Origin of the sequence: Streptomyces sp. S3(2020) (assembly GCF_013044505.1) — a bacterium.
Lineage (GTDB): Bacteria > Actinomycetota > Actinomycetes > Streptomycetales > Streptomycetaceae > Streptomyces.
In genome coordinates, this window is sequence record NZ_JABERD010000030.1 from 1 (window position 1) to 12985 (window position 12985).

11 protein-coding genes are annotated in these 12985 nt (G+C 70.7%); 5 read left to right on the top strand and 6 right to left on the bottom strand.

Annotated elements, in window-relative coordinates; translation table 11 throughout:
* Positions 1-314 precede the first annotated feature (314 nt).
* The 3 genes from HLK59_RS12750 to HLK59_RS12760 form a co-directional block, all read right to left on the bottom strand.
* On the bottom strand, positions 315-914 hold the full coding sequence (locus HLK59_RS12750; RefSeq protein ID WP_171141491.1) for a GNAT family N-acetyltransferase: 600 nt from the start codon (positions 912-914) through the stop codon (positions 315-317).
* Between the two features lie 288 nt (positions 915-1202).
* The gene (locus tag HLK59_RS12755; RefSeq protein WP_171141492.1) at positions 1203-2279 is read right to left on the bottom strand and encodes a family 2 encapsulin nanocompartment cargo protein polyprenyl transferase; all 1077 of its coding nucleotides are present in this window, start codon (positions 2277-2279) and stop codon (positions 1203-1205) included.
* Between the two features lie 113 nt (positions 2280-2392).
* The gene (locus tag HLK59_RS12760; protein ID WP_171141493.1) at positions 2393-3799 is read right to left on the bottom strand and encodes a family 2B encapsulin nanocompartment shell protein; all 1407 of its coding nucleotides are present in this window, start codon (positions 3797-3799) and stop codon (positions 2393-2395) included.
* A 284-nt stretch (positions 3800-4083) separates the two neighbouring features.
* On the opposite strand from HLK59_RS12760, the gene HLK59_RS12765 reads away from it, so the two are divergent.
* Positions 4084-4674: an N-acetylmuramoyl-L-alanine amidase gene (locus tag HLK59_RS12765; RefSeq protein WP_171141494.1), complete on the top strand. Its 591-nt coding sequence runs from the start codon at positions 4084-4086 to the stop codon at positions 4672-4674.
* A gap of 45 nt (positions 4675-4719) precedes the next feature.
* Positions 4720-5622, top strand: a complete 903-nt coding sequence (locus HLK59_RS12770; protein ID WP_171141495.1) for a pyridoxal-phosphate dependent enzyme — start codon at positions 4720-4722, stop codon at positions 5620-5622.
* Here the strand turns inward: HLK59_RS12770 and fxsT are convergent, their stop codons facing one another.
* Together fxsT and HLK59_RS12780 are read right to left on the bottom strand one after the other, a co-directional pair.
* Positions 5623-8493, bottom strand: a complete 2871-nt coding sequence (fxsT, locus tag HLK59_RS12775; RefSeq protein WP_171141496.1) for an FxSxx-COOH system tetratricopeptide repeat protein — start codon at positions 8491-8493, stop codon at positions 5623-5625. It lies immediately after the preceding gene.
* Between the two features lie 79 nt (positions 8494-8572).
* The gene (locus HLK59_RS12780; protein WP_171141497.1) at positions 8573-10168 is read right to left on the bottom strand and encodes a Na+/H+ antiporter; all 1596 of its coding nucleotides are present in this window, start codon (positions 10166-10168) and stop codon (positions 8573-8575) included.
* A gap of 86 nt (positions 10169-10254) precedes the next feature.
* Between HLK59_RS12780 and HLK59_RS12785 the strand changes: the two genes are divergently transcribed.
* The 3 genes from HLK59_RS12785 to HLK59_RS12795 all read left to right on the top strand — a co-directional run bounded on the left by HLK59_RS12785 (position 10255) and on the right by HLK59_RS12795 (position 12291).
* Positions 10255-10515 (top strand): UBP-type zinc finger domain-containing protein, encoded by a 261-nt coding sequence (locus tag HLK59_RS12785; protein WP_171141498.1) that lies wholly within the window; start codon positions 10255-10257, stop codon positions 10513-10515.
* Positions 10516-10774: 259 nt separating this feature from the next.
* On the top strand, positions 10775-11188 hold the full coding sequence (locus HLK59_RS12790; RefSeq protein ID WP_030784224.1) for an anti-sigma regulatory factor: 414 nt from the start codon (positions 10775-10777) through the stop codon (positions 11186-11188).
* 17 nt (positions 11189-11205) lie between these two features.
* The gene (locus HLK59_RS12795; protein WP_346779718.1) at positions 11206-12291 is read left to right on the top strand and encodes an RNA polymerase sigma factor SigF; all 1086 of its coding nucleotides are present in this window, start codon (positions 11206-11208) and stop codon (positions 12289-12291) included.
* Between the two features lie 73 nt (positions 12292-12364).
* On the opposite strand, the gene HLK59_RS12800 is transcribed toward HLK59_RS12795, so the two are convergent.
* Positions 12365-12814, bottom strand: a complete 450-nt coding sequence (locus HLK59_RS12800; RefSeq protein ID WP_171141500.1) for a hypothetical protein — start codon at positions 12812-12814, stop codon at positions 12365-12367.
* Between the last annotated feature and the right edge of the window lie 171 nt (positions 12815-12985).

Genomic DNA, 12985 nt, shown 5'->3' on the forward strand with positions numbered 1-12985 from the left:
CCATGTCGGGCGAGGGCGGGGTGGCCCAGGCGGGGTGCCGAGGGCCGATCCTCGGGCTTACGCCGCGTCGGACCGGGCAGGCCTACCCGGGAGCCGAGCCAGGACGTACCGGATCGCACACCGGGGTTGGCAGGCAAGGGTCCGCTTCGGTGAGGTGCGGGAGGGAGGGCCCGCCCGGACGCCCTTGGGCCCCCGCCTCCTTGGGGCCCCGTACTGTCGCGGGCCCAGCCACACCGCAGGACCGGCCGCACCCCTCTACCCCGCGCATCCAGGCCCTGGCGTGCCCCCAGACCGGCGGAGCACCCCGCGTCCGCTCAGCCCCGTGGCTCGCGCCACATCGGCCACATCTGGGGGCCGGCCGGGAGGTCGAGGGCGGGGCCGATGGGCTGGAAGCCGAGGCGTTCGTACAGGGCACGGCTGCGGGCGCTGCTCGCCTCCAGGTAGGCGGAGAGGCCCTCGCGGTCGCAGCGGTCGAGGACCGAGGCTATGAGCGCGGTGCCCAGTCCCTGGCCCTGGCGCTCCGGTGCCACGCCGATCATCCACAGGTACTCGTGGGCGCGGCCGGCGGGGTGGATGTCCGCCGTCAGCCGGCCGATCAGCTCCACGCGCTCGTTCTCCGGGTCGACCTCCGCGCGCAGCTCGGCGGGGCCGTCGGCGTCCTCCTCGGCCGCGTGCTCACCGTCCGGCACCGGAAGCCACAGGGCGCAGGCCGTACCGTCCTCGGTGACGTCGACGCGCCCCTCGGCCAGCACGATGTCGGTGAAGGCGGCCATGAGCCGAGGATGGGCCGTACGACGGTGCTCGTCCCCCGGGAACACCCACCGGCTGACCGGGTCGTCCTGGAACGCCGTGTCCAACAGTCCGACGACCAGCTCACGATCCTCTTCGCTCGCCGCCCGGATCGCCACACCCATGTTCCGCCGCCCCTCAAGTCAACTGACCTCGACCGTACGGTCGTTGACTCTATCGGGGACCAAGTGGCGCGTGCGCCCGGGAGAAGGGGCGGGGCCCGCACGCCGTGGGGATGTGCGGGACCCGCCTGACCGGAGCCCTTCGGGACCGTGCGGGGTCAGGAGCCGCTCGGCCCCGAGGGCTCCGGGGTCTGGGGTCTAAGGTCTGGGATCTCTGGGGTCTCTGGGGTCTGGGTCGACTGCTTCGGGCTCGCTTCCGCAGAGCAGTACGGCCTGCTGACGCGCTGACGCTCAACTGGTGCGCCGTGTCACGAACTCGGCCAGCGCCAGCAGTCCCCCCGCCGCCGCCGGCTCGGGCACCGCACGGGACAGTTCCCCCATCGCACGGGCCATCCGGTCGGCCGCCTGGACCTGCGCCCAGTCACGTCCACCGGCCCGCTCTACGGCGAGTGCCGTCCGGTCCAGGTCCTCCCCCGCGTACGGAGACGCGTAGAGCTCCGCCAGTTCCGCGCCCGCCGGGGTGCCGGAGGCCAGCGCGGCGACCACCGGCAGGGACTTCTTGCGGACCGCGAGGTCGGCCCCGGCCGGTTTGCCGGTGTGGCGGGGGTCGCCCCATATGCCGATCACGTCGTCGATGAGCTGGAAGGCCAGCCCGGCCTCCCGGCCGAACGCGTCCAGCGCCTCGACGTCCTCCCGCGCCGCGCCCGCGTAGAGCGCGCCCAGTGCGCAGGCGCACCCGAGCAGCGCGCCCGTCTTGGCCTCGGCCATGGCGAGCACCTCGTCGAGGGTGACCTCGTCGGGGCCCTGTGTCTCCATGGCCGTGTCCGCGTGCTGGCCGGCGCACAGCTCGACGACACAGGCCGCGAGCCGGGCGGCGGCGGTCCCGGCCGCCGGGTGCGGGTCCTCGGCGAGCAGCCCGAGGGCCAGCGCCTGGAGGGTGTCCCCGGCGAGGATCGCGTCGGCGTCGCCGAACACCGTCCATGCGGTGGGCCGGTGCCGTCGGGTGGTGTCCCGGTCCATCACGTCGTCGTGCAGCAGCGTGAAGTTGTGGACCAGCTCCACCGCCGCGGCCGCCCGCACGGCCGCCTCCCGTGCCGCCGCTCCCCCCAGTGCGGCGGCCGCGGTGAGGACGAGCGCGGGCCGTATCGCCTTGCCGGGGTGGCCCGCCGCCGGGGTGCCGTCGGCGTGCTCCCAGCCGAAGTGGTAGAGCGCGATCCGGCGCATGGAGCCGGGCAGCGAGTCGATCGCCTCGCGCAGCACGGGGTCGACCGACGCCCGGGCACGCTCCAGAATCACCGCCGCCTCATGCCCGTCGAGCGGCTCGGTCCCGGCGGGGTGCTGTGTCGCCTCCCTCATGAGCTCGTCCATGGGGGTCTCCTCGGAGAGTCCGCGGACGGTGGCGTTTCCGCTGCGACTGGGCGCATACGACCGGGGTGTACCCGCCCGCGGGGGCGGGGACACGGTTCCCAGCTGCGGAAACGTCACCGCCAGCGGCCGATCTCGACGTTCTCCAGCACACCGAGCGCGTCCGGCACGAGCACCGCGGCCGAGTAGTAGGCCGTCACCAGGTACTTGATGATCGCCTGCTCGTTGATGCCCATGAAGCGCACCGACAGGCTCGGCTCGATCTCGTCCGGGATACCGGCCTGCTGCAGACCGATGACACCCTGCTCGGCCTCGCCGGTACGCATCGCGATGATCGAGGTCGTACGGGCCTCGGTGACCGGGATCTTGTTGCACGGGTAGATCGGCACCCCCCGCCAGGTGGGGATGCGGTTGCCGCCCACGTCGATGGTCTCGGGGACGAGTCCGCGCTTGTTGAGCTCACGCCCGATCGCGGAGATGGCCCGCGGATGGGCGAGCAGGAACTTGGTGCCGCGCCGCCTGCTGAGGAGCTCGTCCAGGTCGTCGGGGCTGGGCACACCGTCGTGCGGCTGGAGCCGCTGGTCGTACTCGCAGTTGCTGAGCAGCCCGAACTCCCGGTTGTTGACGAGCTCGTGCTCCTGGCGTTCCTTCAACGCCTCCACGGTCAGCCGAAGTTGCTGCTCGGTCTGGTTCATCGGCTGGTTGTAGAGGTCGGCCACGCGCGAGTGGATGCGCAACACGGTCTGGGCCACGCTCAGTTCGTACTCGCGCGGCCGGGCCTCGTAGTCCACGAAGGTGTGCGGGATGTCCGGCTCGCCGCTGTGGCCGGCCGCGAGGTCGATCGCCTTCTCCCCGTACCTGTTGGTGCTCTGCTCCGGGATCGAGCGCAGCGCCTGGAGGTGCTCGCGCAGGGAGTCGGTGCGCTCCGCGACCTGCTCGACGGCGTTCCGCGGCAGGACGAGCACCGTGCAGGCGGTGACCGCGCGTGCGGTGTACTCCCAGATGGCCTCGGGGTCGAGCAGCGCCTGGTCGCCGAAGTAGGCGCCGTCGGCGAGGACTCCGAGGACGGCGTCGTCGCCGTAGGGGCCCGTGCCGATCGTCTCCACCCTGCCGTGCGCCAGCAGGAAGACCACGTCGGCCTGGCTGCCGAACGAGGCGATCACGTCCCCCGCCGCGAATTCACGCTGCTCACAGCGGCGGGCGAGTTCGGTGAGCACCTCCTCGTCCTCGTACGACCGCAACGCCGGCAGTTCGCACAGCTCCTCCGGGATGACCTCGACCCGGTCGCCCGTCTTCACAAAAGTGACCCGGCCGTCCCCCACGGCGTAGGTCAGCCGCCGGTTCACGCGGTACGTACCGCCTTGAACATTCACCCAGGGCAGCATGCGCAGCAGCCAACGGGAGCTGATCTCCTGCATCTGGGGTGCGGACTTGGTGGTGGTGGCCAGGTTCCGCGCGGCCGCCGTGCCGAGACTCTGCTGCGGCCGGCCCTGCTCGGTGCGGACCTCTTCGCCTACCGACATATGAGAATTGCCCTCCCGGTCATGCCCCGGCGCCGGTCTGCACCGAGGCATCGAACTGCGGACCAGCCTTCCATCACGGAGCGTGCCGGTGCTATTACACGAAAGAGTTGGAATGGATCTTCGATAACTGGGCAATACCGAGATCTCGCACACCGTTCCCGGCCCGTTGTCCGAAACGGCTCGCACACCGTACGAACCAGGTAGTCCCGGTTGTCGGCCTCCGGTACAAGCAGCGGTACGAGCCGATCGCGAAAGGCGGTCGCCGCGCACGCGAAGGAGGCGGCATGGCCCCACCCATGTCCGCGAGCAGGTTCCTCGACGTACTCCAGGACGAGGGCGTCACCGTCGTCCAGGTCGGCGACTGGAGGCATCACAACCGCAACCACAAGGGCCCTTGGGGCCCGGTGCACGGCGTGATGATCCACCACACGGTGACCAAGGGCAGCGAACGCACCGTCGAACTCTGCCGCGACGGCTACGAGGACCTCCCCGGCCCGCTCTGCCACGGTGTGATCACCAAGGACGGCCGCGTCCACCTCGTCGGCTACGGCCGCGCCAACCACGCGGGGCTCGGCGACGACGACGTCCTGCGCGCGGTGATCGCCGAGAAGGCCCTCCCGCCGGACAACGAGGCGAACACCGACGGCAACCGCCACTTCTACGGCTTCGAGTGCGAGAACCTCGGCGACGGCGAGGACCCGTGGCCGGCGGCCCAGCTGGACGCGATCGAGCGGGTCGCCGCCGCGATCTGCCGCCACCACGGCTGGACGGAACGGTCGGTCATCGGCCATCTGGAGTGGCAGCCCGGGAAGGTCGACCCGCGCGGCTTCACGATGGCATCGATGCGGAAACGGATCAGGGACCGTCTGACGTAACGGCACGGATGTTCCGGGGGCGACCACACAGGCGACAATGAGGGTGTGACCAGCACCGACCTCGCCGCCCTGCGCCCCCGGCTCCCGTCGCCGTTGCAGGAGATCGAGGACGACCGGTTCTCCCGCCGGGGCGTGCGGCTGTCGTTGAAACGCGACGACCTGATCCACCCGGACCTGGTCGGCAACAAGTGGCGCAAGCTCGCGCCGAACCTCGCGGCGGCGGCCGGTCGTCCGATCCTCACCTTCGGCGGCGCGTACTCCAACCACCTCCGCGCGACCGCGGCCGCGGGACGCTTGCTGGGCCTGCCGACGATCGGTGTGGTCCGCGGCGACGAACTCGCCGACCGCCCGCTGAACCCCTCCCTCGCCCGCTGCACGGCGGACGGCATGCGCCTGCGTTTCATCGACAGATCGACCTATCGCCGCAAGACCGAGCGGTCGGTGCTGGAGGGGGTACTGCGGGCCGCGGGGGCCGAGGACGCGTACGTCGTACCGGAAGGTGGCAGCAACACGCTCGCGGTACGAGGCTGCCAGGCACTCGGCGAGGAACTACGAGGACAGGCCGACGTGATCGCGGCGGCATGCGGCACGGGCGGCACCTTCGCCGGTCTGACGGCGGGACTGGCGCCGGGTCAGCGGGCGTTGGGAATACCGGTACTCAAGGGCGGTTTCCTGACGGCCGAAATTGAGCGTCTCCAGCGGGAGGCATTCGAGGGCCGTCGCGGCGACTGGACCCTGGACGACCGGTTCCACTTCGGCGGCTACGCACGGACGACACCCGAACTCGACGCCTTCGCGGAGGACTTCGAGGGGCGGCATGGGGTGGGGGTGGAGCGGCTGTATGTCGCCAAGTTGCTGTACGGACTTGTGGCCTTGGCGGAGGAGGGGGCGTTCACGACCGGGTCCAGGCTGGTCGCGGTGATCACCGGCGCTCCGTTTCCCTGCTGATTATCGAGACTTCTTGCGGAAGCCGCGTTTCGTTGCCTTCTTGCCGGTCAGTTTCTGCGCTTGGCGGTGCATTCCCATCCGCCGGTAGACCGTGACCAGGGCGCGAACAGTGAGCTTGGTGTCCTTGTGGTCAGGCCCGAGGATCCGGCGCCGCGCGGCCAGCACCGCCTCGAGCAATACGACCGCTTCCCGGGACATACGCATCTCATGCAGGATGAGAGCAAGGTTGTAGCTGGTACGGAGTGTTTCCGGATGCTCCTCCCCGAATGCGCGACGTCGCCGGTCGAACGCCTCCTCCAGCACACGGCGAGCTTCCCCGAATTCGCGCAGCGCACCAAGAGAGATCGCGAGTTGGTTCATCGTCAGCAGGGTTTCGCCATGATCCGGCCCTAGGATCCGGCGCTCCGTGGCCAGGCTGTCCACGAGCAGACCGCGGGCCGCCTCGACCTCGCGCAGGTCGTGCAGGACGCAGGCGTGGACATACGCCGTCCTCATCGTGTCGGGATGGTCGTCGCCGTGAACACGACGACTCCGTGCGAACGCGTCCTCGACGATGCTCCTGGCCTCGTGACATCTGCCCATGTCCTTGAGCGCGTCACTGAGAGTCCGTGCTGCCGAGATGGTCAAAGGGTGGTCGTCCCCAAGAGTGGTCCGGCAACGTTCCCATGTCTCCTGGACCAGGCGGTGCGCGGCGCTCACCTCATCCACCTGCAAGAGGGAGGCCCCGAGCTGGAGGGCCGATCGGAGGGTTTCGGGGTGGTCGTCCCCGCGCAGGCGACGCCACCCGGCCAGCACGTCCTCCTCCAGTTCACGTGCCGCTACCAGGTCTCCCGCCGCGTGGAGGGACCCGGCAAAGTTGCAGGCCGACTGGAGAGTATCGGCGTGGTCGTCGCCCAGCCGGCAGCGTCGACGGGCAAGGGTGTCCCGGTCCATGTCCATCGCCGCCCGGTACTCGCCGTGTTGAAAGAGGATCGCGGCGAGGTCGTTTGCGGACTGCAGCGTGTCGGGATGATCATCACCCAGTGTCCGGCGGCGACGGGTGTAGGCGTCCTCGATGATCGGCCGGGCAGCCTGGCTGTCACCCAGATCCGACGTCGCGTGACCGAGGTACTGCGTGCAGGTCAGCACATCAGGATGGTCCGCACCGAGCTGGGCGGTCCATGTCTCGCGCAAGCCGGCGGCGAGTTCGGCTGCGGCCCTCGGCCGGGCGCTACGGATCAGGAAATACACCGCGTCACTCAGTGTCGGGCGGAGCTCCGCTCTGTCGACCACGTCGATGTGCTGCGAGACGAGATGCGAGGCCAGGCTCGCCCAGGCCGGCCAGTCGGTCGGCGTCTGCGGATCTCCCGGGTCGGCGGAAGCCAGAACGGCCGCCACGTCGTCGTGGATCGCCTCGATCCGCACCGGGTCGACCTGGTCTCTGAGGACGGCCTGCGTGAGGCGGTGGACCTGAAAAGTCCGGCCGTCGACACGGACGAGGCTGTAGCGGCGCAGAGGTTCGAGAGTGGACCTCATCCACGTCAGCTCGTCCAGGTGGGCCGGGACCGTGGACAACCCGGTGCGGGCGTTCACCATCCAGTCGATGGGGATCGGATCTGGACCGAGGAACGCGGTGAGCCGGAGCAGGGCCGCGGCGTCGGGGTGCTCGTCCGCGAGGTCCCCCGCCGCGATACCCACCGCGGCCGCCAGCGGCACCGGATAGTCCGGGTCCTCCCCCTCCCGCAGGATCCTCGTGTTCTCGCGCAGAAGCCTCAGATAGAGCCCGGCATGCGTGCCCTTCTCGATCATGTCCGCGGCCTGGGCCAACGCCAGCGGAAGATCACCGAGTTCACCGGCCAGCGCGTCGGCCTCGGCCCCGGTCACACTCGGGACACGGTTGTCGAAGTACGCCAATGAGTCCGCCCGCGTGAACACGTCCAGGGCCATCAGCCTTGCGAGCCGGCGCCAGTTGGGGTTGCGGGACGTGATCAGGACGTGCCCAGGGCCCTCCGGCAGCCAGCGTTCGACCTGTTCGGGGTCCTCCGCGTTGTCGAGGATGATCAGCCACCGCCGCCGGTCGCGCAGTGACGTCAGCAGCGTACGGGCGTTGTGCTCGGCGCCCGCCTCCTTCACCGCGACGCCCAGCCGGTCGGCCAGTTCCGTGTAGTGGACGGGGATCTGGTCGGACTGTTCCGCGTCGATCCACCACACCAGGTCGTACGCGTCGGCGAACCGGTACGCGTACTCCAGGGCGATCTGGGACTTGCCGATACCGCCCATCCCGTGCATGGCGATGACGGAGTGCCGGTCGGCGGGCAGAGCGTCGCGGAGTTCGGCGAGCTGGGCCGCACGGCCGGAGAAGTCGAGGTTGCGGCGGCGGCTCAGCTTCCGCACCCCGGGCTCGCCGGTACCGCCGGGCAGCGGCGGCCTCGGGCCATGCGGTACGACCGGCTCCTCAACCGTGTTTCCCGGGAACGCAGGACGTTCCGTAGGCCGCCGGTTCCCGTTCACCGCCGTCCGCAGCGCCTCGACCGCGGCCTTCTCGTCCAGCCCGTGGAGGTTCTTGCGGATCTTCGCGTCGAGCACGGCGGGTACGTCCACGCCGACGAGCGGCTCCACGGCCAGGGGTATCAGCCGGTCCCGCCGGGCGACCACGGCCGACCACTCCTCCTGCGTCCAGCGCCCCCGCTCGAAGTACGACGTGGAGAACAGCGCGACGACCGCGTCCGCCCGCCGCAGCCCCTCGTCCATGCGCTGGACGAAGTCGTCCCCGGTGTCCCAGTCCCACACGTCGAGGACCGTCGCGTGGCCGCTCTCCTCGAGGTGCCACGCCACCCACTCGGCCCACGGCCGGTCCGCTCCCGCGTAACTGATGAAGTAGGTGTCGGCCACTCCGCCCCCCGAGTCACCCCGTGCCGATCGTGTCCCGCCTATGATCCCCCGTCATACCGCCGCGGGAGTACGGAAATCGTCACGCCGCCTCGCGATACGCCGCCGCCTCCTCCAGGTCCAGCCTGCGCAGCAGGGTCCGCAGCATCTCGTCGTCGATGTAGCGCCCGTCCCGCAGCTTCACGAACACCTCACGTTCGGCGCCGATCATCTCGCGGGACAGTCGGCGGTAGGTGTCGTCGACGGTCTCGCCGGTCACCGGGTTGACCGAGCCGAGGCGTTCCCAGACGGCGTTGCGACGGCGTTCCAGGACCGTGCGGAGGCGGTCGGCGAGGGGTTGGGGGAGGGCGTTGCGTTCGTCGGCGAGGAGGTCGTCCAGGCGGCGTTCGGCGGCCCGGGAGGCCTGTGCCTGGGCGTTGGCCTCGGCCAGGGTCTCGGCCTGGGCGTCGCGGCCGGGGAGCTTCAGCATGCGGATGAGCGGGGGGAGCGTGACGCCCTGGACGACCAGGGTGCCGATGACGGTGGTGAAGGTCAGGAAGAGGATGAGGTTGCGGCCGGGGAACGGCTCGCCGCCGTGCATGGTCTCGGGGATCGAGAAGGCGATGGCCAGCGAGACCACGCCGCGCATCCCGGCCCAGGCGATGACGAACGGACCCTTCCAGGTGGGGTTGTCCTCGCGTTCCCTGATCCGCGCGGAGAGCAGCCGCGGAAGGAAGGTAGCGGGGTACACCCAGACGAACCGGGACACGACGACCACGAGGAAGACGGCCACCGCGTACCAGGCGGCGCTGCCGCCCGCGTACTCCCCGAGGCCCTTCACCACGACGCGCAGCTGAAGGCCGATGAGGGCGAACACCGACGACTCCAGGACGAAGGCGACCATCTTCCACACGGCGTCCTCCTGGAGGCGCGTGGCGAAGTCGACCTCCCACGCGCGGTGTCCGAGGAAGAGGGCCACGACGACGACCGCGAGGACTCCGGAGGCGTGGAACTGCTCGGCGGCGGCGTAGGCGACGAAGGGGATCAGCAGGGAGAGGGTGTTCTGGAGGAGGGGTTCCTTGAGGTGGGTGCGCAGCCAGTGGATCGGGACCATCAGCACCAGGCCGACCGCCACTCCGCCCACCGCCGCCAGCAGGAACTCGCCGATGCCGCCCGCCCAGGACGCGCCCTCGCCGACCGCGGCCGCGAGGGCGACCCGGTAGGCGGTGATCGCGGTGGCGTCGTTCACCAGGGACTCGCCCTGGAGGATCGTGGTGATCCGGGACGGCAGCCCCACCCGGCGCGCGACCGCCGTCGCCGCGACCGCGTCCGGCGGTGCCACCACCGCGCCCAGCACGAGTGCGCCGGTCAGCGACAGGCCGGGGACGATCTGGTAGGCGGCCCAGCCGACGACGAAGGTCGCGAAGAGCACGTACCCCACGGACAGCAGCGCCACGGGCCGCAGTTGCGCGCGCAGGTCGAGGTAGGAGCTGTCGGTGGCCGCCGAGTGCAGCAGCGGGGGCAGCACGAGGGGCAGCACGATGTCCGGGTCGAGGGTGTACTCCGGGACCCCCGGGACGTACGAGAACACCAGCCCCACGGCGACCAGCAGCAGGGGTGCCGGCACCGGGGTGCGCCGGGCCGCCGCGGCGACCGCAGCGCTGCCCGCGACCAGCAGCAGCAGTGGCATCACGTCCATGGTCCTCGCCCGCCCTCGTTCATCGTCGTCCGCCCGCCCTCGTTTTTCCGCGCGGCCTTCCGCGCGGCCGTCGTAACCTGGCAATCATGAAACAGTGCACGCACGCCGACGCGCTGCCGCACCCGGAACCCGTCCCGCTGAGCGACACATGTCTCGAGTGTCTGCGCGAGGGCCAGCACCCGGTGCAGCTGCGGCTCTGCCTCGACTGCGGCCACGTCGGCTGCTGCGACTCCTCCCCGGGCAGGCATGCCACCGAGCACCACAAGGAGGCCGGACACCCGATCATGCGCACTTTCGAGCCCGGTGAGAGCTGGCGTTGGTGCTTCGTCGACCATGTTCTCGTGTGAGCCGGGACGACTCCGGTTCTCGACGGTTCGACCGTCTGACGTCTGGGTACGTCAACCCGGCGCGCGTTCTTCCCAATTGGAGCCGCAGACCCCTAGACACGGAGCGTATCCACAGTTTTACTGTGAGTGACGCCGAGGGGTTGGGGTCCTGGGGACAGGAAAGTTGAGAGCGCGATAGCGTCACCGCTGAACCACACTTCGCGTTACCCCGGGGGGCGACCCTCGGCCCCGAAAAGCTTGTACCACCTTGGAGGTGAGGGTGTCCCAGATCGCAGGCGAGCCCGCGACCCAGGACTTCGTGGAAGTCCGGCTGCCGGCTGCGGGTGCCTACCTGTCGGTGCTGCGTACGGCGACTGCCGGCCTCGCGGCCCGTTTGGACTTCACCCTCGACGAGATCGAGGACCTGCGCATCGCGGTGGACGAGGCCTGCGCGATCCTGCTCCAGCAGGCCGTGCCCGGCTCGGTGCTCAGTTGTGTCTTCCGCCTTGTCGACGACTCACTCGAGGTCACCGTCTCGGCGCCGACCACGGACGGTCACGCCCCCGCGCGTGACACCTTCGCCTGGACCGTCCTGTCCGCTCTCGCGGGCAAGGTCTCCTCAGCCGTGGACGACGACAAAACCGTTTCGATCAGCCTCTACAAACAGCGCGGCGCGGGACCCGGGCCGGCGTGAGGACAGGGGACGGGCCGGTGCGTGACGAAGAGCGCGGCACACGGGAGCTGCCGGCCGAGGGCACAGGCGGGTCCCGACGCACAGGGGACGGCGTCAACGGCATCCCCGAACAGGCCCGGCCGCATCCGGAGGACGACTCGCCGGAGGCCGGCGTCCTGGACGACGGGCAGCGGGATCAGGAAGGTGCCGTGCAGAGCGTGCCTCTGGACGGACGGATCGGGGTCTCCCCTGTCCGAGCAGAGACGAGGGCTCGGGGAAGGGCGACGGGCGGGACGATGAGCGAGCACGAGCGAGACGATCAACAGGGCGCGCAGAGCAGGCAGAGCGGGCAGGCCACGCAGCACGACCCTCAGGACCGCAGCGGGGCGCGTGCGCTGTTCATCGAGCTGCGCAAGCTGCAGGACGGCAGCACGGAGTACGCGGACCTGCGCAACCGGCTGGTCCGTATGCACCTGCCGCTCGTCGAGCACCTCGCGCGCCGCTTCCGCAACCGCGGCGAGCCGCTGGACGACCTGACCCAGGTCGCCACCATCGGCCTGATCAAGTCGGTCGACCGCTTCGACCCGGAGCGCGGCGTCGAGTTCTCGACGTACGCGACCCCGACGGTCGTCGGCGAGATCAAGCGGCACTTCCGGGACAAGGGCTGGGCGGTCCGCGTCCCGCGCAGGCTCCAGGAGCTGCGCCTCGCGCTCACCACGGCGACGGCGGAGCTCTCGCAGCTGCACGGCCGCTCCCCCACGGTCCACGAGCTGGCCGAGAAGCTGGGCATCTCGGAGGAGGAGGTCCTGGAGGGCCTGGAGTCCGCCAACGCGTACTCCACGCTGTCCCTGGACGTCCCGGACACCGACGACGAGTCCCCGGCGGTGGCGGACACCCTGGGCGCGGAGGACGAGGCGCTGGAAGGCGTCGAGTACCGCGAGTCGCTCAAGCCGCTGCTTGAGGATCTGCCGCCGCGCGAGAAGCGGATCCTGCTGCTGCGTTTCTTCGGGAACATGACCCAGTCGCAGATCGCGCAGGAGGTCGGTATCTCGCAGATGCATGTCTCCCGGCTGCTGGCACGGACGCTGGCACAGCTGCGGGAGAAGCTCCTGGTGGAGGAGTAGGACCAGCTCCTGGTGGAGGAGCGGCCGAAGGCCGGGAGCAGTCGAGGGCCAGGAGCACTCGTTCGGCTGGGCCCTACTTCTCCGCACCGCCCGCGTTGCCGGGCCCGCGGATTCCGAGGGCCCGGGTCGTCTCCGGGTTGACGAGCAGGACGAGCGCGGTGACCGCGACGACCGCGAGCACGATCCCCGCGGGGATGGCCACGCTGTCGGCCTGGAGCAGGTTGTAGGCCACGGGCAGCGCCAGGATCTGGGTGATGACGGCGGGCCCCCTGCTCCAGCCGCGGCGGGCGAGCAGCCCCCGCGCGGCGAGCAGCGGCAGCAGGGCGAGGATCATCACCGTGATGCCGCCGGTGACACCGGTCGCCCGGTTGTCCGCGTCGCCCGTGAAGGCCGCCACGAGCATCCACACACCCCCGACGAGGAGCGCGAGCCCCTCCAGCGCGGCCAGCGCGGCCGCGTAGGTCAGCCGCCGCGGACGCGGACCGACGGTTTCCTCGGGAACGGGCGTCTGCTCACTGGTCACCCCTGAAGGGTATCGGCCGCCCACGGCTCCCCCATGGCGGGCCCGAGCGTCTCTCCGGCGGATCCGGACCCCGGCCGGCACCCCCTGCCACTCCGCGGCCCCGCTCCCCGGCGGACCCGGAAACTCCTCCGCGGACCCGGGCGCACCCGGCGGACGCGAGTGCCTCCGTGG

Coding starts and splice junctions, on each gene's coding strand:
- HLK59_RS12760 (WP_171141493.1), bottom strand. CDS start 3,799: ATGTCGGTAGGCGAAGAGGTCCGCACCGAGCAGGGCCGGCCGCAGCAG.
- HLK59_RS12755 (WP_171141492.1), bottom strand. CDS start 2,279: ATGGACGAGCTCATGAGGGAGGCGACACAGCACCCCGCCGGGACCGAG.
- HLK59_RS12780 (WP_171141497.1), bottom strand. CDS start 10,168: ATGGACGTGATGCCACTGCTGCTGCTGGTCGCGGGCAGCGCTGCGGTC.
- HLK59_RS12750 (WP_171141491.1), bottom strand. CDS start 914: ATGGGTGTGGCGATCCGGGCGGCGAGCGAAGAGGATCGTGAGCTGGTC.
- HLK59_RS12785 (WP_171141498.1), top strand. CDS start 10,255: ATGAAACAGTGCACGCACGCCGACGCGCTGCCGCACCCGGAACCCGTC.
- HLK59_RS12765 (WP_171141494.1), top strand. CDS start 4,084: ATGGCCCCACCCATGTCCGCGAGCAGGTTCCTCGACGTACTCCAGGAC.